General features: G+C 63.5%; 19 protein-coding genes and 1 pseudogene. 15 read left to right on the top strand and 5 right to left on the bottom strand.

From position 1 onward, the window contains the following. Positions 1-3: 3 nt before the first annotated feature. The 3 genes from EJ079_RS12430 to EJ079_RS12440 all read left to right on the top strand — a co-directional run bounded on the left by EJ079_RS12430 (position 4) and on the right by EJ079_RS12440 (position 2,058). On the top strand, positions 4-1,200 hold the full coding sequence (locus EJ079_RS12430) for a dihydrolipoamide acetyltransferase family protein (protein ID WP_245481861.1): 1,197 nt from the start codon (positions 4-6) through the stop codon (positions 1,198-1,200). Further along, complete coding sequence (locus EJ079_RS12435; protein WP_245481862.1) at positions 1,179-1,574, top strand: 2-oxo acid dehydrogenase subunit E2; 396 nt, start codon at positions 1,179-1,181, stop codon at positions 1,572-1,574. The genes EJ079_RS12430 and EJ079_RS12435 overlap by 22 nt, the downstream gene beginning before the upstream one ends. A 115-nt stretch (positions 1,575-1,689) precedes the next feature. Further along, positions 1,690-2,058: a hypothetical protein gene (locus tag EJ079_RS12440; RefSeq protein ID WP_127271283.1), complete on the top strand. Its 369-nt coding sequence runs from the start codon at positions 1,690-1,692 to the stop codon at positions 2,056-2,058. A gap of 29 nt (positions 2,059-2,087) precedes the next feature. Here the strand turns inward: EJ079_RS12440 and EJ079_RS12445 are convergent, their stop codons facing one another. Beyond that, on the bottom strand, positions 2,088-3,059 hold the full coding sequence (locus tag EJ079_RS12445; protein WP_127271282.1) for a sugar-binding domain-containing protein: 972 nt from the start codon (positions 3,057-3,059) through the stop codon (positions 2,088-2,090). Positions 3,060-3,318: 259 nt separating this feature from the next. On the opposite strand from EJ079_RS12445, the gene EJ079_RS12450 reads away from it, so the two are divergent. The 6 genes from EJ079_RS12450 (at position 3,319) to EJ079_RS12475 (ending at position 10,369) form a co-directional block, all read left to right on the top strand. Continuing rightward, positions 3,319-4,305: an ABC transporter substrate-binding protein gene (locus tag EJ079_RS12450; RefSeq protein ID WP_127272592.1), complete on the top strand. Its 987-nt coding sequence runs from the start codon at positions 3,319-3,321 to the stop codon at positions 4,303-4,305. A gap of 88 nt (positions 4,306-4,393) precedes the next feature. After that, entirely contained in the window at positions 4,394-6,097 is a 1,704-nt protein-coding gene (locus tag EJ079_RS12455) for an iron ABC transporter permease (protein WP_127809102.1), read from the top strand. Beyond that, positions 6,085-7,164, top strand: coding sequence for an ABC transporter ATP-binding protein (locus tag EJ079_RS12460; RefSeq protein WP_127809103.1), 1,080 nt, complete (start codon positions 6,085-6,087; stop codon positions 7,162-7,164). The genes EJ079_RS12455 and EJ079_RS12460 overlap by 13 nt, the downstream gene beginning before the upstream one ends. Beyond that, a complete protein-coding gene (locus tag EJ079_RS12465; protein WP_127811328.1) occupies positions 7,164-8,330 on the top strand; it encodes an MBL fold metallo-hydrolase in 1,167 nt (388 codons plus the stop codon). The genes EJ079_RS12460 and EJ079_RS12465 overlap by 1 nt, the downstream gene beginning before the upstream one ends. Continuing rightward, on the top strand, positions 8,327-9,085 hold the full coding sequence (locus tag EJ079_RS12470) for a 5'/3'-nucleotidase SurE (protein ID WP_127809104.1): 759 nt from the start codon (positions 8,327-8,329) through the stop codon (positions 9,083-9,085). The genes EJ079_RS12465 and EJ079_RS12470 overlap by 4 nt, the downstream gene beginning before the upstream one ends. 108 nt (positions 9,086-9,193) lie before the next feature. Further along, positions 9,194-10,369, top strand: a complete 1,176-nt coding sequence (locus EJ079_RS12475; RefSeq protein ID WP_127809105.1) for a DUF930 domain-containing protein — start codon at positions 9,194-9,196, stop codon at positions 10,367-10,369. On the opposite strand, the pseudogene EJ079_RS12480 reads toward EJ079_RS12475, so the two are convergent. Beyond that, positions 10,366-10,596, bottom strand: a pseudogene (locus EJ079_RS12480) (HAD family phosphatase); the annotation flags it as partial. The gene EJ079_RS12475 and the pseudogene EJ079_RS12480 overlap by 4 nt on opposite strands. Before the next feature lie 180 nt (positions 10,597-10,776). Between EJ079_RS12480 and EJ079_RS12485 the strand changes: the two are divergent. After that, positions 10,777-11,928: a DUF930 domain-containing protein gene (locus EJ079_RS12485; RefSeq protein WP_127809106.1), complete on the top strand. Its 1,152-nt coding sequence runs from the start codon at positions 10,777-10,779 to the stop codon at positions 11,926-11,928. Between the two features lie 4 nt (positions 11,929-11,932). Here EJ079_RS12485 and EJ079_RS12490 read toward each other — a convergent pair whose 3' ends face one another. Together EJ079_RS12490 and EJ079_RS12495 are read right to left on the bottom strand one after the other, a co-directional pair. Next, complete coding sequence (locus tag EJ079_RS12490; protein WP_127809107.1) at positions 11,933-12,607, bottom strand: HAD family phosphatase; 675 nt, start codon at positions 12,605-12,607, stop codon at positions 11,933-11,935. 93 nt (positions 12,608-12,700) lie between these two features. Continuing rightward, entirely contained in the window at positions 12,701-13,342 is a 642-nt protein-coding gene (locus tag EJ079_RS12495) for a hypothetical protein (protein WP_127397280.1), read from the bottom strand. A gap of 195 nt (positions 13,343-13,537) precedes the next feature. Here EJ079_RS12495 and EJ079_RS12500 point away from each other — a divergent pair, with 195 nt between their 5' ends. The 5 genes from EJ079_RS12500 to ptsP all read left to right on the top strand — a co-directional run bounded on the left by EJ079_RS12500 (position 13,538) and on the right by ptsP (position 18,374). After that, positions 13,538-13,975, top strand: coding sequence for a transcriptional regulator GutM (locus EJ079_RS12500; protein ID WP_127809108.1), 438 nt, complete (start codon positions 13,538-13,540; stop codon positions 13,973-13,975). A gap of 88 nt (positions 13,976-14,063) precedes the next feature. Continuing rightward, positions 14,064-14,825, top strand: coding sequence for a PTS glucitol/sorbitol transporter subunit IIC (locus tag EJ079_RS12505; protein WP_013529328.1), 762 nt, complete (start codon positions 14,064-14,066; stop codon positions 14,823-14,825). Positions 14,826-14,841: 16 nt separating this feature from the next. Beyond that, a complete protein-coding gene (locus EJ079_RS12510; protein ID WP_127397282.1) occupies positions 14,842-15,843 on the top strand; it encodes a PTS glucitol/sorbitol transporter subunit IIB in 1,002 nt (333 codons plus the stop codon). A gap of 108 nt (positions 15,844-15,951) precedes the next feature. Continuing rightward, on the top strand, positions 15,952-16,332 hold the full coding sequence (locus EJ079_RS12515; RefSeq protein WP_127809109.1) for a PTS glucitol/sorbitol transporter subunit IIA: 381 nt from the start codon (positions 15,952-15,954) through the stop codon (positions 16,330-16,332). 56 nt (positions 16,333-16,388) lie between these two features. After that, on the top strand, positions 16,389-18,374 hold the full coding sequence (gene ptsP / locus EJ079_RS12520; RefSeq protein ID WP_127809110.1) for a phosphoenolpyruvate--protein phosphotransferase: 1,986 nt from the start codon (positions 16,389-16,391) through the stop codon (positions 18,372-18,374). 14 nt (positions 18,375-18,388) lie between these two features. On the opposite strand, the gene EJ079_RS12525 is transcribed toward ptsP, so the two are convergent. Then, the gene (locus EJ079_RS12525; protein ID WP_127397272.1) at positions 18,389-19,192 is read right to left on the bottom strand and encodes a hypothetical protein; all 804 of its coding nucleotides are present in this window, start codon (positions 19,190-19,192) and stop codon (positions 18,389-18,391) included. Positions 19,193-19,350: the final 158 nt, after the last annotated feature.

Raw genomic sequence — 19,350 nt, forward strand, 5'->3', positions numbered from 1 at the left:
GAAATGCCGACCGAAGTCATTCTTCCCAAGGTCGACATGGACATGGCGACCGGACAGATCTCGCGTTGGTTCGCCGAGGAAGGCGCGCACGTCAAGAAGGGCGATGTGCTGTTCGAGATCGAGACCGACAAGGCGGCGATGGAGATCGACGCGCCGGCCAGCGGCGTGTTGCGCGACGTCACCGGCAAGGAAGGTGTCGATATTGCGGTCGGTGCAGCTGTTGCATGGATTTATGCCGACGATGAAAGCTATGCGCCAATCTCCCCCCTCGAGGGGGAGATGTCGACGAAGTCGAGAGAGGGGGTTGCCTCAGGAGGCACCCCTGTACCGTCGAGCCCAGTCGAACCGACCCCACCCGACCGGCCTGCGGCCGGCCACCCTCCCCTCGAGGGGGAGGGGAAAGCCCGCGCGACACCTTTGGCCCGACGCCTGGCCCGCGAGGCTGGCCTGAACCTCTCAACCGTATCCGGCACAGGCCCATACGGCCGTGTTGTAAAAGCCGATATCGACGCCGCACTTTCCTCTCTCCTCGAGGGGGAGGTGTCCGCGAAGCGGACGGAGGGGGTCGCCTCAGGAGGCGCCGCCCAATTCAGCACCGCCCTGGCGCCGACACCGGTCGAAGCGACCCCACCCGACCGGCCTGTGGCCGGCCACCCTCCCCTCAAGGGGGAGGGGGATGTGCTGCGTCTGTTCGAACAGGGCTCCTACGACCTCGTCCCGCATGACAATATGCGCAAGACCATTGCGCGGCGGCTGGTCGAGGCCAAGACCACCATCCCGCATTTCTACCTGACGCTCGACTGCGAGCTCGATGCGCTGCTGGCGCTGCGCACGCAGATCAATGCGGCTGCCCCGGTGAAGAAGACCGATAGGGGCGAGGCGCCGGCCTACAAGCTGTCGGTCAACGACATGGTGATCAAGGCGATGGCCATGGCGCTGAAGGCGGTGCCGGATGCCAATGCCTCATGGACCGAAAGCGCCATGGTCAAGCACAAGCATGCCGATGTCGGCGTTGCCGTGTCGATCCCCGGTGGCCTGATCACGCCGATTATCCGCAAGGCCGACGAAAAGACGCTGTCCACCATTTCCAACGAGATGAAGGACCTGGCCAGCCGGGCGCGCAGCCGCAAGCCTGTCTCTTATACACNAAGCACAAGCATGCCGATGTCGGCGTTGCCGTGTCGATCCCCGGTGGCCTGATCACGCCGATTATCCGCAAGGCCGACGAAAAGACGCTGTCCACCATTTCCAACGAGATGAAGGACCTGGCCAGCCGGGCGCGCAGCCGCAAGCTGAAGCCGGAAGAGTATCAGGGCGGCACCACGGCGGTGTCCAACCTCGGCATGTTCGGCATCAAGGATTTTGCTGCCGTCATCAACCCGCCGCATGCGACCATCCTGGCGGTCGGCGCCGGCGAGGAGCGGGCGGTGGTCAAGAACGGCGAGATCAAGATCGCCACGGTGATGTCGGTGACGCTGTCGACCGATCACCGCGCCGTCGACGGCGCGCTTGGGGCTGAACTGCTGGTCGCCTTCAAGAACCTCCTTGAAAATCCGATGGGCCTGCTGGTCTGATCCATCAAGCAGAAGCCGGCGCCGAATGATGCGCCGGCTTACGACAGAAACGACTTGTCAGGCGCCGACCCTTGACCCATGTTCTATCTGGATTGCGATCCAGGGAGGCCAAAATATGCCTGCATTCGACCCGTCTGACGTCAAAACCCTGTTCGGCAAGGTCATGGGCGCGTCGCCATCCGACATCAAGCTGGTGGCGCAGCGACTGCACGACCACGCCTTCGAGCCGCGCATGTCGGCGGACGAGACCAGGCAGCTCGTCGCCAGCCTCGGCTATGACAGCCTGGACGCGTTCTGCGCCGACATCGGCTTGCCCACGCACATCGCCGAGCGGTGGAGCCGTTTCGGCGTTTCCGGCGAGATGAAGCAGGTGTTCACGCTGTTGGCGGCGCAGCGCAAGCGGGTGGCCGAGGCGGTCGCCGAATTCGAATCCATGACCCATGTCGGTGTCGAGGATTTTTTGCGCGAGCGCGGGCTCATTTAGCGGGAAACACGGGAGCCAGTCGGATCGGCTCAGCCGCCCTTGGCAAGCAGCGCCGTGGCGGTATCGCTGTCGGTGATCAGCACGTTGGTGTCTACGGCTTTCAGCGCGGCGAGGATCGCCGCGACCTTGCGCTTGCCGCCCGCGGCGAGGACGACATTAGGCACGTTGCTGACCACATCGAGATCGATGGCCATGACGCGGCTGTTGACCTCGTGGTCGACCAGCCCGCCGGCGGCATCGACGAAATAGCACAGCATGTTGGCGACCGCGCCCTTCGCTTTCAGCGGAGCGATCAGCGATGACGGCACGATGCCATGCCGGAAGATGGTGGCGTCCGGCGACATGTCGCCGACGGTGAGCAGCGCGATGTCGGCGGCGGCCGCGCGTTGGCGCACATCCTGCAGGGTCGGCTGCGCCCAGAGGAGATCGCGCAGCGAGGAATTGTCGACCGTCACCGGCGCGGTGATCTGGTAGCTGTCGACCTCGAAGACGTCTGCGACCTTGGCTGCGACAATCGATGGATTGATCCATTGCGAGTGCGGCAGGCTGCCGACGAGCGCCACCACGCAGGCACGCTTCAGCTGCCGGCGGGCAAGGAAGCCGAGGCTGGCATGCAGGGTCGCGCCGCCACCGATCGCCAGCGTCATGCCGTCCTGCATCTGCTCGCCGAGATAGGCCGCGACGGCATGGCCGATGGCCTTCTCCAGATGGTCATGCCCCGACGGCGTCGGGATGACGACGGCGGCGTTCAGACCCCAGCGCTTTTCCAGTTCCCGCTCGAGCGCCACCTGTCCGGCGGTCGGCGCGTTGATCATGGTGACGACAATGCCCTCGGCGGTGCAGGAGGCCAGCGTACGCATGACCTTCACCCTGGAGACATCGAGCTTTTCGGCGATCTGTTCCTGGGTGAAACCTTCGACATAGTAGAGCCATGCCGTCTTGACGTTAAGGTCCGACGAGACCATCGGCAGGCGAGCCTGTCTGGGTTTTTCTGTGGTCATCGGTTCCTGTCCCTCATGAGCCGTGGCCTGCCCGGTGCTCATCAAGGAAACACCGGCCGGATGTCAACTGATGCCGGATCTTCGGCGTGTCGATTGTCGCACATTTCTGTTCATTTGTAATTGACATCGTACATATGAACATATTTTGTGGGTTTCACGCGCTGTGTCATCCACCAGTCATATGCGCCGTGCAGGGAGGAAGAGACGGGGAGCCGGCCAGAGCCGGACCGGTCATGCACAGACAAGACAGGAGGTCTCATTGAAGACGCACTTCATCAAGCTGCTGGCCAGCCAGCTGGCACTCGCGGCAACTTTGTTTGCCGGCGTGGCAAACGCCGAAACACTGACGCTCTACACGTCCCAGCCGGAAGCCGACGCGGCCAAGACCGTGGATGCCTTCAAGAAGGCACAGCCGGGTATCGATGTGAATATCTATCGCTCGGGAACGAGCGATATCCTGACTAAGATGGCGGCCGAGTTTGCCGCCGGCAGCCCGCAGCCCGACGTGCTTCTGATCGCCGATGCGGTCTCGATGGAGCTGTTGAAGAAGGACGACCGGCTGCTGCCCTATCCCGAGGCAAAGCTCGAAGGCATCGAAGCGGATGCCTATGATGCCGGCAAGACCTATTTCGGCAGCAAGCTGATCACCACCGGCATCGTCTACAACACCGCGGCGACCGAGAAGCCGCAGCATTGGGCAGATCTCGCCAAGCCGGCCTATGCAGATGGCCTGGTCATGCCGAGCCCGCTCTATTCGGGTGCGGCCGCCTACCTGCTTTCGGGCTTCGTCGGCGATACCAATTATGGCTGGGATTTCTTCCAGAAGCTGAAGACCAACAACACCGTCAGCGTGCGCGGCAATGGTGCGGTGCTGAAGTCGGTGGCATCGGGCGAGAAGCCCTATGGCATCCTCGTCGACTTCATGGCGATGAACGCCAAGAAGAAGGGTTCCCCGGTCGAGTTCGTGTTCCCCTCGGAAGGTGTGCCGGCAGTGACCGAACCGGTCGCCATCATGAAGACCGCCAGGAATGTCGATGGCGCCAAGAAGTTCGTCGACTTCATTCTTTCCGATGACGGCCAGAAGCTTGCGCTTTCGATGGGCTATCTGCCGGCGCGCGCCTCGGTCGGCCGCCCCGAATGGCTGCCGGAAGGCGTCAAGGTCAAGGTGATGTCGTTCGACACCAAGGCAATCGTCGCCAAGACCGACGCCGACAAGGCGAAGTTCTCGGAACTGTTCGGCGGCTGAGCCGGCAATCCAGTCGGCATGCCCCCCTAGCGGCATGCCGACTGCGAAACCCGAGCGCATCGGCTGATCGATCCCAGGAAAAGCAATCATGTCAACACGGATCAGGGAAAGCCGGGGCCAGGAAATGGTCCTGACGGCGGCGGTGGCCATCGTCATCGTCCTGCTTTCGCTGCTGCCGATGCTGCGCCTGATCAAGGAGATCGTGGCACCCGGCGGCACGCTGTCGGCCGTCGCGATAAAGGCGGGGCTCGCCAGTCCGGCGACCTGGGTCGCCACCTGGCACACACTGGTCGTCGGTATCGGCGGCACCCTGCTTGCGGTGCTGTCGGGAACGCTGGTGGCCGTCCTCGTCACTCTGACCGATATCCGCGCTCGCAGCGCCATGGTGCTCTGTTACGTCATGCCCTTGATGATCGCGCCGCAGGTGACGGCGCTGGCCTGGCTGCAATTGTTCGGCCCGGCAAGCCCGTTCCTCAAGCTGTTCGGGGCGGCACCGCCGCTCGGTACCAGGAATCCGCTCTATTCGACATCGGGCATCATCCTGCTGCTCGGCGTGCAGTATGGGCCGCTGGTTTTCCTGCTGGTGCGCGCCGGCCTGCGCAAGCTGCCGCGCGAACTGATCGAAGCGGCGCGAGCGGGCGGTGCCGGCTGGTTCACCGTGCTGGTCACCATCGTGCTGCCGTTGATGACGCCCTCGATCATGGCCGCCGCCGCACTTGCCTTCGTCTCCTGCGTCGGCAATTTCGGCATTCCGGCCTTTCTGGGCATTCCCGCCAACTATCTCGTGCTGCCGACCCTGATCTATCAGAAGCTGGCCGGCGGCGGTCCTGCCGTGCTCGGCGAAACCGCGTTCCTGTCGGTGCTGATCGGCATCATCGCCATGGCCGGTATCCTTGCCCAGGAGATCATGAGCCGCCGCCGCGACTATCGCATCAGCTCCACATCGCTTTCGGCCGAGCCCTACGAACTCGGCCGCTGGCGGCCCGCCGTGCAGGCCGGCATGTGGCTGCTGATCATCGTGGTGCTGTTCCTGCCGCTGTTCGGGCTGGTTCTGACATCGCTGGTGCCGGGTTACGGCATCGCGCTCACCGCCAAGACGGCAACCTTCGACAATTATCGCTTCGTGCTGTTCGAGCACGACGCGGCCGGCCGCGCCTTCTTCAACAGCTTCTGGCTGTCGATCGCGGCGGCCTTCTTCGCGGTCCTGGTTGCCGTGCCGATTGGCTATCTGATCGCCTGGGGCAAGCAGCGCTGGGTGCGGCTGCTCAATCTGTCGGTCGAGCTCCCCTACGCTTTGCCCGGCGTGGTGCTGGCGATCGCCTCGCTGCTCATGTTCCTGCGGCCGATCCCGCTCACCGGCATCCAGCTCTACAACACCGTCTGGATCATCCTCTACGCCTATCTTGCCCGCTTCCTGGTGCTGGCGCTGCGGCCAACCATCAGCGGCTACCACCAGATCGACCGGGCGCTGGAGGAGGCTGCGCAAGTGGCCGGCGCCGGGCTGTTCACGCGCATGCGCACGATCATCTTTCCCTTGGTGGCACCGGCGGCGATCGCCGGCGGCCTGCTGATCTTCATGACGGCGCTGAGCGAACTCACCGTTTCGGCGCTGCTGTGGTCGTCGGGCTCGGAAACCATCGGCGTGGTGATGTTCTCCTTCGAGCAGGGCGGCGATTCCAACTATGCGGCGGCGATGTCCGTCATCACCGTGGCGGTCACCTTCGTGCTGATGCTGGTCACCAATCTGCTTGCCCCCTACCTTCCGACCGGAGTGCTGCCATGGCGCGATTGAGCCTGGACAATGTGACCAAGAGCTTTGCCAATTTCGATGCCGTCAAGGACGTGTCGATCGACGTCGCCGACGGCGAGTTCCTGGCAGTGCTCGGCCCTTCCGGCTGCGGCAAGACGACGTTGCTGAGGCTGGTGGCCGGATTCGAGAAAGTGACTTCGGGCGAAATCCGCATCGGCAGCGAGGTCGTGTCGGGCAAGGGCGGCAGCGTCGCGCCGGAAAAGCGGCGCGTCGGCATCGTCTTCCAGAACTATGCGCTGTGGCCGCATATGACGGTGGCCGAGAACATCGGCTATTCGCTGAAGGTGGCGAAGCTCGACAAGGCCGTCGCCCGCCGGAAGGTTGAAGACGCACTGGCCCTGGTCAATCTGCAAGGGCTGGGCGATCGCCGGCCGGCCAATCTTTCCGGCGGCCAGCGCCAGCGCGTGGCGCTGGCGCGCTGCCTTGTCGCCGCGCCCTCGCTAGTGCTGTTCGATGAGCCGCTGGCCAATCTCGACGTGCATCTGAGGGCATCGATGGAGGACGAGTTCGCATCCTTCCACAAGCGCACCGGCACCACCATCGTCTACATCACCCATGATCAGGCCGAGGCGATGGCATTGGCCGACCGCATCGCGGTGATGGATGGCGGGTGCCTTGCCCAGCTGGCGACGCCGCGCGAGCTCTATCATGAGCCGGCAAATGAGATGGTCGCATCCTTCATTTCGCAAGGCATTTTGCTGCCCGCGGATGTGTTGAGCGCGGAAGAAAGAGGCCACTGCAAGGTCCGGGTTCTCGGCGCTGAACTGGTTGTCCGCTGCCGGCCAGGCCAGCGGCCGCGCGCTGGCGCCAAGATCTGCTGCCGGTCGGCCGATCTCGACGTGTCGCCGGATGGCCCCGGCTTTGATGGCCTGATCAAGCGGGTGATCTACCAGGGTGGCTCGGCGCGCATCGAATTTACACCTTCGACCTGCCCCGATCTCACCTTGCATTTCGAACAGCCCGACCCGGTTGTGCTGGAGAGCGGAGCCCAGGCGCGTCTGCGGATACGGTCCGGCTGGCTGATCCCGGCGGCGGGGGCGGCATCGTGATGATGCTCGACCTGCTCGGCGGCTTTGGCGAAAAGGGCCGTACCAGCCTTGCTGTCAGCAGCGGCAAGGATCGCATCCTGCTCGACGTCGGCATCAAGGTCGGCGCCTCGGGCGCGGACTACTATCCGGTGCTGGACGGGTCGGTCGCCGACATCGACGCGCTGTTCGTCTCGCATGCCCATGAGGATCATGTCGGCGCACTGAGCTGGCTGCTGTCGCGCGGCTATGCCGGCCGGATTTTCATGACAGCCGAGACCCGCAATGAGGCGCCCGCCACGCTCGCGGGCTATGCTGAGCCCGAGGATTTCAGGCGGTTCCCTTTTCCCGAAGACCGCATCGAATTGTTCGAACCCGGCGATACGCTGAAGAGCGGAAATCTCACGATCCGGACGGGACGTTCCGGGCATGTCGTGGGCGGCGTCTGGTTTGCCGTCGACGATGGCGAGAGCCGCGTCGCCTATTCGGCCGATGTGGTGCCGGACAGCAATGTCTTCGTCATGGACACGATCCCGCACTGCGACCTGCTTGTTCTCGATGCGTCCTACGGCGCCGATCCGGTGCCGGGGACGGCGCGTGCGCGCGAAATCTCGCAGTGGGTTGCGAGGCATTGGGACGGGTGTCTTTTGCCGACGCCGCTCTCGGGTCGGTCGCTGGAGCTGATCGCGGCCTTGCCTGGGCCGTTCGCCATCCATGCCGGCATGCGTTCGTCCCTGGAAGCGCAGATCGGCGCCACGGCAGCCTTGTTGCCGGGCGTTTCAGCGTTGCTGCGCCGCCGCTTGCAGGAAGCAGCCGACTGGACCGATGCTGATCCCCTGCCGTCCACGCCGTTGCTGGCGGATGACGGTATGGGTGAAGCCGGCCCGTCATCGCGCCTCTTGCCGCGTGCCGACCATTCCGGTTTTCCGGTGCTGCTTACCGGCCATCTGCCGTCAGGCTCGCCGGGCGATCTGTTGCACAAGGCCGGCCGAGCGGACTGGGTGCGCATGCCGACCCATCCGACGCTGTCGGGCAATGTCGACATCTGGGAGAAGGCCGGGCGTCCCGCAGCACTCGGTCATTCCTGCACGCCGGACCTTCTCGGCGATCTGCAAACCCACATCCCGTCGTTGCGCACGCAATGCCGCACCGGCCAGCGCATAGTGGTGTCGGAGGCGAAAAAACGATGAGAATTCTGATCTGCAACGACGACGGCATCGAAGCGCCGGGGCTTGCCCGTCTGGTCAATGCGGCCGGCGGGTTGAGCGACGATGTCTGGGTGGTCGCGCCCGACGGCAAGCGCACCGCTGCCGGCTCGTCATTGACGATTGCCAGGCCGTTGACCATGCGGCGCGTCAAACCGAACTGGTACTCCTGTTCCGGAACCCCGGCCGATTGTGTGGTAAGCGCTATGACCTGGCTGTTTGCCGATTCCGAGAAACCGGGCCTTGTGCTGTCCGGCGTCAACGATGGCCGCAACGTTGCCGAGGATCTTGCCTATTCCGGCACGCTCGGCATTGCGCGGGAGGCGACTTTCTGGGGCGTTCCAGCCATCGGCTTCTCACGCGTGAAGAATCCTGATTTCACCGATGGCGACGACCAACGGCTTGGCGCGCTGATCGCTTCATTGTGGCAATCGCGCGCCGACTGGGCCGCTGAGGGGCATTGGCTGAGCATCAACCTGCCGACCTCGCTGCCGGCCGAAATCCGGCAGCCGCGCATCGGCCGCGACAAGATCGCCCGCAAGGCCGAGATCATGGAAAGCGACGGCGAACGCACGGTCATCACCGTGCCGCGCGGGCGCGCTCATGCAAGTGAGCCGGGTGACGAAAACGAGGCGATCGATGCCGGCTTCATCAGCATCAACCGGCTGAACTGGTTTGGCGAGACACGGCTGGACGAACGGTTTCTGGACGGGATCCCGCGCCAGCGGCAAACTGGCTGACCTGGGGTCTGCGCGTCGTCATCCGATCACCAACCTGTCAGCGGTTAAATCAAGCCAATCCACCACCTATGCTTGAAGCCGCCGCTATTTCATTCCACATCGGTGAGGATGAAGGGCGAGACAGGAGAACGGCGGCGGCATCTGCTGTGGGCTTTGCCCGCATCGCTGATCCTGCATGCGCTCATCGCGGCGTTTCTGGTCTATGGCCTGCCGAGACCCGAGCAGCAGCCGGTTCAGCAGGAACAGCCCGTCAATGTCGCGATCGTGCCGCCACCCGAGAAGCCCAAGCCGAAACCTGCTCCAAAGCCACCGGAACCAACACCTGAAAAGAAGGCTGAAAAGCCGCCTGAACAAAAGCCGCCTCCGGAACCGCCGAAACCGCCAGACGACCAGGTTCTGAAGCGCGTTTTCCAGTACGGCCAGAAAGATACCGGGCCGGAGAAATCGCTCGACGGAAGCAGCGCCAAGCCCAACACGCCGTCGCCGGCCAAGGATGAGGCGGCGAAGCCGCCTGTAGCACCGACACCCACGCCGACCCAGCCCGCCCCGGCTGCAACGCCACAGCAGAAGGCGGAGCCCAGCAAGCCTGACGAGAAGCCGGCCACCGCTGCGCCGGACGAAAAGCCCGCGCAAAGCGAGGAGAAGCAGGCGACCGAGGAAACCGACAAACAGCAGCCGGACAAACAGGAACCCGCACCGCAACCCGCCGAAAAGCAAGCCGTCGTGACGCCAAAGCCATTGGCGGCTGAGATCGGCGACAAGCCGGCGCCTCCAGCCTCGACTGGAAAGGCAAAGCCCAAAGCCAAACCTGCCAAGACAATGACGTTCAAGCCCGCAAGAGCTTTCAAAGCGCCGATCGGGAATGCTGGAAGGTCAAATCCCACCAACGACGACGTTGCAGGATCACCGATCTATTCCGGCCTTCCGGGCGTCAGAAAGCTTTACTCGCAAGGGGCAACCGGCAATGCGTTCGCTACAAGCTCCATGGAGAATGTTCCGCGCGGTCAACGCGTGGCCACCCTTTGCGGCAACGTTCTGAGCCGGGAACTGCAAACTGCCGACTATACGGTCAAATGGGTGCCAACCATTACGCTGGACAAAGGCAATGTTCTCAATCCTCCGCAGGCCGCCTTCAGCACCAGAAACGCCTGGTACAACCTAAATTTCCGATGCGAAGTCGACGCCGATGCGACGAGGGTCCTGTCCTTCAACTTCCGTGTGGGCTCATTGGTACCGCCTGGCGAATGGCCCAGCCGTGGATTCACAAAGTATCGTCTAAACTAGGCCGGCACACCAAACCTAGCCAATTGCCGGCTAACTTCTTGCCAGTCGGCGCAGACGAAATCGGCACCGGCAGCTGTCAGCCGCGCGGCGTGCTCGGCATAGGCATGGCCGCCACCGGTGTAGCCGATCGCCGTCATGCCTGCGGCGACCGCGCCCTGAATGCCGAAGGGCGAGTCCTCGATGACGATGCAGTCGGCCGCATTGGCGTCCATCCTGGTGGCGGCGAACTGGCTGATCCCAGGTCATGATGGGCCGGATCGTGGGCCGCCGCTTGTTGCGTCGCCCAGCACCTTGGTCGGGCTACCGCAGGGTATAATGATCCAAATCGACAAGCTGTCAGAGGCTAGATTGCGCAAATCCAATGCCTATGCTTGAAGCCGCCGCTATTTCATTCCACATCGGTCAGGATGAAGAGCGAGACAGGAGAACGGCGGCATCTGTTGTGGGCTTTGCCCGCATCGCTGATCCTGCATGCGCTCATCGCTGCGTTCCTGGTCTACAAATTCCCGGCGCCTCCCCAACAGCAGCAGCAGGAACAGGCGGTAAACGTCGCACTCGTGCCTGCGCCCGATCAGCCAAAGCCGAGACCCGCGCCGGCGCCGCCCCCAAAGGAGCCCAAGGCCGAAAAGCCGCAGGAAACGAAGGTTGAAAAACCGCCCGAGCAGAAAGTCGAAAAACCACGTCCGCCGGAAAAGCGACCTCAGAAGCCCTCGCCAGTTGAGGTTTTGAAGCCGGTTTTTCAGTTCGGCGACAAGGATACCGGCCCCAGGAAATCCCTGGATGGGGGCAGCGCTCTAGACAACTCGCCGTCACCGGCCAAGGATGATTCGAAGCCGCCTGTCGTGCCGAAGCAGGCGGAGAACCAATCCGCCACTCCGGTAGACTCCGAGGGCCGGCCAGATTCAACCAAGGCCGACGAGAAGCCGGCAACCGCGGCGAAGGACGCCGAGCCCACACAGGAGACGCAGGCAGCTTCAACCGAGGAGATAGATAAATCACAAGCAGCCAAACAGGAGGCGGAGAAGCAGGCGGCGCTCGATGCCGCCAAGCAACGGGGCGCGGCACCAGCGCCTTTGGCTGCCGATGGCGGCGGCAGCGAGATCGACCTTCCCACATCAGCCGATGCGCCGAAGCCCAAACCCACAAACGCGCCGAAGCCCAGCCCCTCAAAGCCCTCGAAGTCTGCATCTCGGAACGCTTCGGGCCTCCCAGGCGTCCGCAAGCTCTATTCACAGGGCGCTACCGGCGATGCGGTGGCCACGACCTCGAAGGGCGGCGTGCCTCGCGGCCAGCGTGCCGCCAAACTTTGCGCCAGCGCGTTGCAGCAGCAACTGCTGGACGCCTCGTATTTCCCCGAGTTGATCCCAAGTGTTCCGCTGAAGGTCGGTAATATCCTCGACGCCCCGGATGTCGCCTTCCGCACGACAACCACATGGTACCATCTGGGCTTCCGGTGCGAGGTCGACACCGGTGCGACGAGGGTCTTGTCCTTCAATTTCCGTGTCGGGCCAGTGATCCCGGCCGACGAATCGGTCCGCCTTGGACTGCCTGTTCGCTGACAGATTAGGCCGGCACACCGAGCCCGGCCAATTGCCGGCTAACTTCTTGCCAGTCGGCGCAGACGAAATCGGCACCGGCAGCTGTCAGCCGCGCGGCGTGCTCGGCATAGGTATGGCCGCCGCCGGTGTAGCCGATCGCCGTCATGCCGGCGGCGACAGCGCCCTGGATGCCGAAGGGCGAGTCCTCGATGACGATGCAGTCGGCCGCATTGGCGCCGATCTTATCCGCTGCGAAGAGGAAGATGTCCGGCGCGGGCTTGCCGTTCTTGACCATCGAGGAACTGTAGATCGCATCGCCGAAGAAACGCGCCAGCCCGGTCACGGCAAGGCTGTGGTTTATGCGCTCGACGGAGGAGGACGAGGCAACGCAGCGGTCGCCCGCAAGCGTCTCGAGGAACGCAGCGATTCCCGGTGTCGGCTTCAATTCCTGCGAGAACAGCACCTTGGTCTCGGCCCAGATGTCGCCGTCCGCCGCCGCCGGAAACTGGTGGCCGGTCAAATCCCTGATCCTGGCGATGATATCGGACTGCTTCATGCCGATGCATTGGGCGATGATGCTGGTGTTGACACCGGGCATGCCGTGCTTTTCGTAGACGCGCTCATAAGCGCGGGCGGCCAGCGGCTCGCTGTCAACAAGGACGCCGTCGCAATCGAAAATAATAGGCCTTGGTGGCGCCACGCGTTTCCCTCTCGAGTCAATTTTCGCACATCGCTATCGCCAAAAAGTCAAATGTTCAATAGCGCGTGCGTTTTTGGGGGCGCGAAGAGCGGCTCAAAGCTGGCGCAACGCATCGCTCGCACGGGAAGACCCGAGCGCCCGTTGCATGGCTTGCCGGGACTGTGCGCGATCCGGGGTGATCCAGTTCGGTTCGGCGCCGAGAAAGCGGTCGAGGAAAGCCACCGCATAGGCCGGCATCTCGGTCACATTCTCGCGATAGGACCACCATGTGCGCAAATCGTCGGCGCATTTGTCGATGCCGGGTGCGGTGCCGAATTCCTGCTCGTGGATCGCCGAAATCACCGAGACGCAGTAGTTGGTGTAGAGGAAACCCTCCGGCCAGAAGCGGACGATTTCCAGCGTGCCGGCGTTCGTTTCCGTCTCGATCAGCTGCGTGAGGCTGGAGATTTCCCTGGCCGGCGCCTGTTTTATCAACTCGCGCAGCACGAGGCCGGCGGCAAAGACGATGAAGTCGGCGCGGTCGATCGCGGCGAAGCGCTTCTGCGGCTCCATGATCTCGACCCAGTCGAGAAAGGCCCTGGTGAGCTTTGCCTCGTCGATCTCGAAGCGCACGCCGAACGTGTCCGAGACCACCTTCGCGCTGCCGCGAAAAGTGGCGCGGAACCAGCGCAGCTGCCGCAGCCGATGGCGAAGATCGGGCATCAAGGCCAGTTCGTCCCTGAAGGGCAGATCCATATTCCTCGTATCCTGTTTCCCAGTCAGCCTAGCACAACGGTGGCACGGCCGAAATCGGTCAGCGCCCTTGTGGATGACCGCAGCCGAGGCCAATATCATACATATTGACATTCTCGGAAACAAATGTTCTCACTTTGCTGTTGTCACGCGCCGGTCCAAGGTGCGGTTCAACTGAGGCTTCGGGAGGAGAACCGAATGGCGATTTGGCAGTGGGGACTGCTTCTGCTGGTTATTGTGTGGGCGCTGCAGTCGCTCGGCGTCTGGCTGCAGATGCGGCACTATTCGGATGTCTTCAGGGGCGTCACCGACCAGTACAAGGAGGGCTTCGTCGGAGCCGGCAATTTTCGCGGCCGGTTGGCCAAGGGCACCATCGCGCTCGTCGTGGTGACGCCCGATCTGATCGTGCGCCGCCTGATGGTGATGAGCGGCCGTTCCGTCTTCACCAAGTTCAAGAGACATGAAGAATTCGAGGGTGTTCCCCTCGATAGACTCCGGTCCAACCCTGCAATCATGGGGGAGGGGGAACCCGGTGTGGCCGAGGCCGTGAAACGGGCGATCGAACAGATCGACAAGACACGGTCGGAGCCGGGGAAGAAGCCGGGCCTGTCCGGCTTGAACATAGCAAGGGCTTAGGGCCGGAGAATTTCGGGCTCTAAATCAAAGGGATAGAGGACGCCGCGCACCGACTGGGATCAACCGGCGGGTGGCATAAGGAGGAGAAATGTCTGTATTTTCGTTGTTGGCGCAGCATGCCGACATGGCCGTGCACAATCTGCATGTCGCAGGTGCCATGGTCTCGGATGCCGCATTGCATGGCAAGCTCGCCGTCGAGCATGCCTCCGACCATCTCGTTGTCCTCGCACAAGCGGACAGCGGACCGATCACCGTCGATCAGTTCAAGGAAAAGCTGAAGGACGTCCAGCAGGAAGAGCAGCTCGGCTGGCTGACCGCCATCGGCAAGTACTTCATCGGCATCTTCCAGAAGGGCGGCGAGGTCTTCGCCGGCTTCGTCACCGGCATCATTCCGACGCTGGTGGTGCTGATGACGGCCTTCTACGCCGTCACCGAACTGGTCGGTGAAGAGCGCGTGCATGGTCTGGCGCGCGGCGCCGGCCGGATCGCGCTGACGCGCTACACGCTGTTGCCGCTGCTGGCGGTGTTCTTCCTCACCAATCCGATGGCCTATACGTTCGGATCGTTCCTGGAAGAAAAGCACAAGCCGGCCTTCTATGACGCGGCAGTATCCTATGTGCACCCGCCGCTCGGCCTGTTCCCGCACATCAATCCCGGCGAGTATTTCGTCTGGGGCGGCATTCTCGTCGCGCTGCTGGAGCTGGAAAAGAAGGGCGTCGTCGTCGCCGGCTACCACGTCAAGGTGGCGATCTGGTACGCCATCGTCGGCCTCGTCGTCATCCTGCTCAAGGGCATGCTGACCGAACGCATCACCGCCATCATGGCACGCCGCCAGGGCGTCGAGCTGTAAGGGCAGGGAGGACATCATGGCCAAGACATACAAAGCCGTAAGGATCACCCAGGGCAAAACCGGCTGGGGTGGCCCGCTCGTGATCGAGCCGACCGAACAGCGCAGCAAGATCGTTTCCGTCACCGGTGGTGGCATTCACCCGGTGGCGCAGCTTATCGCCGACATGACCGGTGGCGAGGCCGTCGACGGCTTCAGGGCGCCACCGATCGAAAGCGAGATGGCGGTGGTCGTCGTCGACTGCGGCGGCACCGCACGATGCGGCGTCTATCCGCGCAAGCGCATCCCGACCGTCAATCTGACGCCGGTCGGTCAATCCGGGCCGCTGGCCCAGTTCATCACCGAGGACATCTACGTTTCGGGCGTGAAGCCGGCCAACATCACAATGGCGGACGGATCCGAAACGATCACGACTGCAGGGGGAGCAGCAGCGATGAGTTCAAGCAACAATGCGGCCGCGGCACCACAGCCGCTGCCGAGCGAAGGTGGGCTGATCGGCCTCATCAGCACGATCGGCCGCGTCATGGGACGTATCGTCGGCATCTTCTTCAATGCCGGCCGTCGCACCATCGATCAGGTCATTCGCAACGTGCTGCCGTTCATGGCGTTCGTGACCATGCTCATCGGTCTGATCCTGTATACCGGCATCGGTGATGTGCTGGCGCAGCCGATGGGTCCGCTGGCCAACAACATCGTCGGCCTGCTGATCATCTCGGCGATCTGCGGCCTGCCGTTCCTGTCGCCCATCCTCGGGCCAGGCGCTGTCATCGCGCAGGTCATCGGCGTTGCCATCATCGGCCCGCAGATCGCCAACGGCACGATCTCGCCGGCGATGGCACTGCCGGCGCTGTTTGCCTACAATACCCAGGTGGGCTGCGACTTCGTCCCTGTCGGCCTGGCGCTCGGTGAGGCCAAGCCGAAGACGATCGAAATCGGCGTTCCGGCGGTGCTCATCAGCCGCCAGATCATGGGGCCGGTTTCGGTGCTGATCGCCTGGGTCGTCAGCCTGATCGTGTTCTAAGGCAATTCCGGGAAAAGCGCACAATGCTTTCCCGTGGAAATTGCGTCAAAACAAAGAGATAGAGCGGTTCACCGCTCTAGGGAAAGTTGAGAAAATGAGGTTCGCCATATGACGGTTCTGCTGAGAACACGGGTCACTGCCATCGGCCCAGAAGTGGCGGACCTTGCCGAAGGGGGCGTGGTCATCCTGTTTGCGGATGGCTCGCCGCCGGAGCTTGCCGAGGTTTCGGTGCTCCACAAGGCGGAGCAGGGACCAAGTGACGGAGCGCCCGCCAAGGGCGCTTCGATCACCCTCGGCCCGGTTGCCGCTGTTATTACAGCGGTCGGCTCCAGCGCGTGGAGCAAGGTGCTGGAAATGGGCCATGTCGTCATCTCGTTCAACGGCGCTACCGAGGCCGAGAGGCCGGGCGAGATCTGTGTGTCGCAAGTCGATCCGCTAGCGCTCGTGGCCGCCCTGAAGACCGGCGCGATCATCACCATCGCCGCCTGACAGCATTCGCGCCGCGGCCTATGTTGGGAGCGGCGCCCAAAACCAGAGTATTTGCCATGGAACGCTCGACCATCGTCAGAGTGCATGAAGGTTTGCACGCCCGTCCCGCGACGCGGTTCGTGAAGCTCGCCAAGGGTTTCGAATCCGACGTCGAACTGGTCAAGGACGGCAAGGCGGTCAGTGCCAAGAGTTCGGTCAAGCTGATGCTGCTGGCGGTCAAGGAGAACCAAGAAGTCACGGTGCGGGCGAATGGCGCCGATGCCATCGAGGCGCTCGAGGCGCTGATCGGCTATCTTGAGAATCCGCGGGCCGGCCTCGACGATGAAGCGGAAGCGCAGAGCCCGGCGAACGATGCCGGGCAGGAAGCGGAAGCGGCACCCGCGCGCGGATCCGTGCCGGCGGCACCTGACGGGGCAAACCGCCTGCGCGGCGTGGCCGCCAGCGAAGGTTTCGCCATCGGCCCGGCCTTTGCGCATTTCCCAGCCGATATCGCTGGCCAGGGCCGCATGTTGCAGGCCGAGGAGATACAAGGCGAGATCGACAGGTTCCGCACGGCCGTCGGCGCGGTCCAGGCCCGCATGGATCATGCGTTGGCGCAGGATAGCCTGTCGGCTGGAGACCGCGGCATCGTCGCAGCGCTGCGCGATATCGCCGCCGACGACAGCCTGACCGGCGAGGCCGAGGGCCTGATCAAGGGCGGCAATGACGCGGTCTCCGCCGTCATCACCGCCGCATCCAACATTGCCGCCGAATTCAGCGCGGTCGACGATCACTATCTCAACGCGCGGGCGGACGACGTTCATGCGGTCGGGCGGCAGATCTGCCTCGTGTTGCTGGGGCAGGACGATATCAGCCTCGAAAACATCCCCGAAGGCGCTATCCTGATCGCCGACGACATCGGTGCCTGGGATCTGGCACGCGCGCCGCTGAAGCGTATCGGCGGCGTGGTGTGCGGCCATGGCGGCGCCACCTCGCACATCGCCATCATCGCGCGCTCGCACGGCATTCCGGCAGTGCTCGGCCTCGGCGGCCAAGTCAATGCCTTGCGCACCGCGCGAGAGGTCGCGCTCGATGGCAATGCCGGCCATGTGATCATCGACCCCGACGAGGCGACCCGCGCCGATTTCGCCGGCCGCGTCGAAGCGGCGGCAAAGGAGCGCGCCGGACTGACCATCTTCAAGACGGTGACGCCGAAGCTTGCCGACGGCAGGATCATCGAGGTCGCGGCCAATATCGGCTCACTTGAGGAAATCGAAGCGGCGCAAGAGGCTGGTGCCATGGGCATCGGCCTGTTCCGCACCGAGCTTTTGTTCATGCGCCATATGCATCTGCCCTCGGAAGACATGCAGGCCGAGACCTATGCGGCGCTGGCCAAGGCTTTTGCGCCTTATCCGGTCATTGTGCGCACGCTCGACATCGGCGGTGACAAGCCGATTGCCGGCATCGAATTTCCCGACGAGGAAAACCCCTTCCTCGGCTGGCGCGGCATCCGCATGTGTCTCGACCGGCCCGACATCTTCAAGCGCCAACTGCGGGCGCTGCTGCGCGCCGCCGTGCACGGCAACATCAAGGTGATGCTGCCGATGGTGTCCGACATCTCAGAGGTCAGGCAGACGCGCGTGCTGGTTGACGAATGCACGGCCGAGCTGAAGGCCGAAGGCGTGCCGCACGCGTCATTCGATCTCGGCGTCATGATCGAAACCCCGGCCGCCGTGCTGATCGCCCCGACGTTGGCCAAGGAGGTTGCTTTCTTCTCGATCGGCACCAACGATCTGACCCAGTACATCATGGCCGCCGACCGGCTCAATCCGACCGTCGCCAGGCTCAACGATGTCACCAATCCAGCCGTCATGTCGGCGATCGAAATAACGGCAAAAGCCGGCGTCGCCGCCGGTATCATGGTCGGCATGTGCGGTGAGGCGGCCGGCCGTCCCGATCTCATTGCGACCTTCGTGAAGATGGGACTGACCGAACTCTCGATGAGCCCGGCTTCCATCCAGCGCGCCAAGAAAGCGATCATGGCCATGGCCGCTGAAGGCTAGCCCAGACCGGCTAATTACGGCAGATGGGCAAGCAAGGTGGCGAACACCGGTGTCAGTTCAGCGATCGGGTTTGCCTTGGCGCAGGCCTGAACGATGCGGTCGTGGCGAATATCCGCCGCCAGGATCGCGATCTCCAGCATATCCGGCTCCGGCGCACCGTCGCTGCCGGTGGTCGCCAGGCCGCAGGCCAAAGCGAGCGGCGCCAGGCAGCTTATGTCGAGCGCCCGGCCGGCAATCGCGGCCGGCGTTTCCGGCACGGTCTCGGCAAAGCGAACCGGACGCTGGCTGAGGCACTCGACCAGCAGCGCCGAACAGGTCGCAGCGATTGCCTGCAGTCCGGCGCCTGGCGCGGCCAAGGCGGCCAGGAGGTCGCCATGCCGCTTGCGCATCGTGGCATGGACGGCCGCGAAATCGGCTTCGTGGATGCGGGCATTGTCGATGTTCAGGCCGGCAAGCACCGCCTTGGTCAGATAATACATATCGCGCCGGAACAGGCGCTCGGCGCTCAGCTGGCGGTCCTCATTGCCGATCGGGAAATAGGTGCCGAGGCCCTTTACCGTCGTGCCGTCCACCTTGATCGGGCGCTCATGCGGGACGAAAGCTTCAGCGATCGACAGCGCCTCGTCGACGGCACTCGCGGCATGGCTGAGCAGGCCTTCGATGCCCTTGCCCGGAAACGGCGGCAGATGGCTGGTTGCTTCGCGCAGGATGCTGGCATCGCCGCTGCCGTCATGGCGGCTCTGGCGGATGATTTCGCGGACTTCCCGCAGCCGGTCCTTCAGATTGACGCGGACATCTTCGGAGATTTGTCGGAGCATCGCGGATCGCCTTGAAATTTGCTGCGGATAGCCGCCAAGCGGGGCAGCCGCCACTCTCTACATTGTTCCTATCGATTGGTAGATCAATAGGCGATACTAGACCAGCATGCAGAATCGGCGGCAGCGCGCTCGTCCGTCGCCGCAGGGGAGAGACAGAC

This window comes from Mesorhizobium sp. M7A.F.Ce.TU.012.03.2.1, assembly GCF_004006095.1.
Classification (GTDB): Bacteria; Pseudomonadota; Alphaproteobacteria; order Rhizobiales; family Rhizobiaceae; genus Mesorhizobium.

Excerpts from the sequence above, each read along its gene's own strand:
- EJ079_RS12440 (WP_127271283.1), top strand. The coding sequence starts at position 1,690 with ATGCCTGCATTCGACCCGTCTGACGTCAAAACCCTGTTCGGCAAGGTC.
- EJ079_RS12445 (WP_127271282.1), bottom strand. The coding sequence starts at position 3,059 with ATGACCACAGAAAAACCCAGACAGGCTCGCCTGCCGATGGTCTCGTCG.
- EJ079_RS12455 (WP_127809102.1), top strand. The coding sequence starts at position 4,394 with ATGTCAACACGGATCAGGGAAAGCCGGGGCCAGGAAATGGTCCTGACG.
- EJ079_RS12460 (WP_127809103.1), top strand. The coding sequence starts at position 6,085 with ATGGCGCGATTGAGCCTGGACAATGTGACCAAGAGCTTTGCCAATTTC.
- EJ079_RS12465 (WP_127811328.1), top strand. The coding sequence starts at position 7,164 with ATGATGCTCGACCTGCTCGGCGGCTTTGGCGAAAAGGGCCGTACCAGC.
- EJ079_RS12470 (WP_127809104.1), top strand. The coding sequence starts at position 8,327 with ATGAGAATTCTGATCTGCAACGACGACGGCATCGAAGCGCCGGGGCTT.
- EJ079_RS12475 (WP_127809105.1), top strand. The coding sequence starts at position 9,194 with ATGAAGGGCGAGACAGGAGAACGGCGGCGGCATCTGCTGTGGGCTTTG.
- EJ079_RS12485 (WP_127809106.1), top strand. The coding sequence starts at position 10,777 with ATGAAGAGCGAGACAGGAGAACGGCGGCATCTGTTGTGGGCTTTGCCC.
- EJ079_RS12495 (WP_127397280.1), bottom strand. The coding sequence starts at position 13,342 with ATGGATCTGCCCTTCAGGGACGAACTGGCCTTGATGCCCGATCTTCGC.
- EJ079_RS12500 (WP_127809108.1), top strand. The coding sequence starts at position 13,538 with ATGGCGATTTGGCAGTGGGGACTGCTTCTGCTGGTTATTGTGTGGGCG.
- EJ079_RS12505 (WP_013529328.1), top strand. The coding sequence starts at position 14,064 with ATGTCTGTATTTTCGTTGTTGGCGCAGCATGCCGACATGGCCGTGCAC.
- EJ079_RS12510 (WP_127397282.1), top strand. The coding sequence starts at position 14,842 with ATGGCCAAGACATACAAAGCCGTAAGGATCACCCAGGGCAAAACCGGC.
- EJ079_RS12515 (WP_127809109.1), top strand. The coding sequence starts at position 15,952 with ATGACGGTTCTGCTGAGAACACGGGTCACTGCCATCGGCCCAGAAGTG.
- ptsP (WP_127809110.1), top strand. The coding sequence starts at position 16,389 with ATGGAACGCTCGACCATCGTCAGAGTGCATGAAGGTTTGCACGCCCGT.
- EJ079_RS12525 (WP_127397272.1), bottom strand. The coding sequence starts at position 19,192 with ATGCTCCGACAAATCTCCGAAGATGTCCGCGTCAATCTGAAGGACCGG.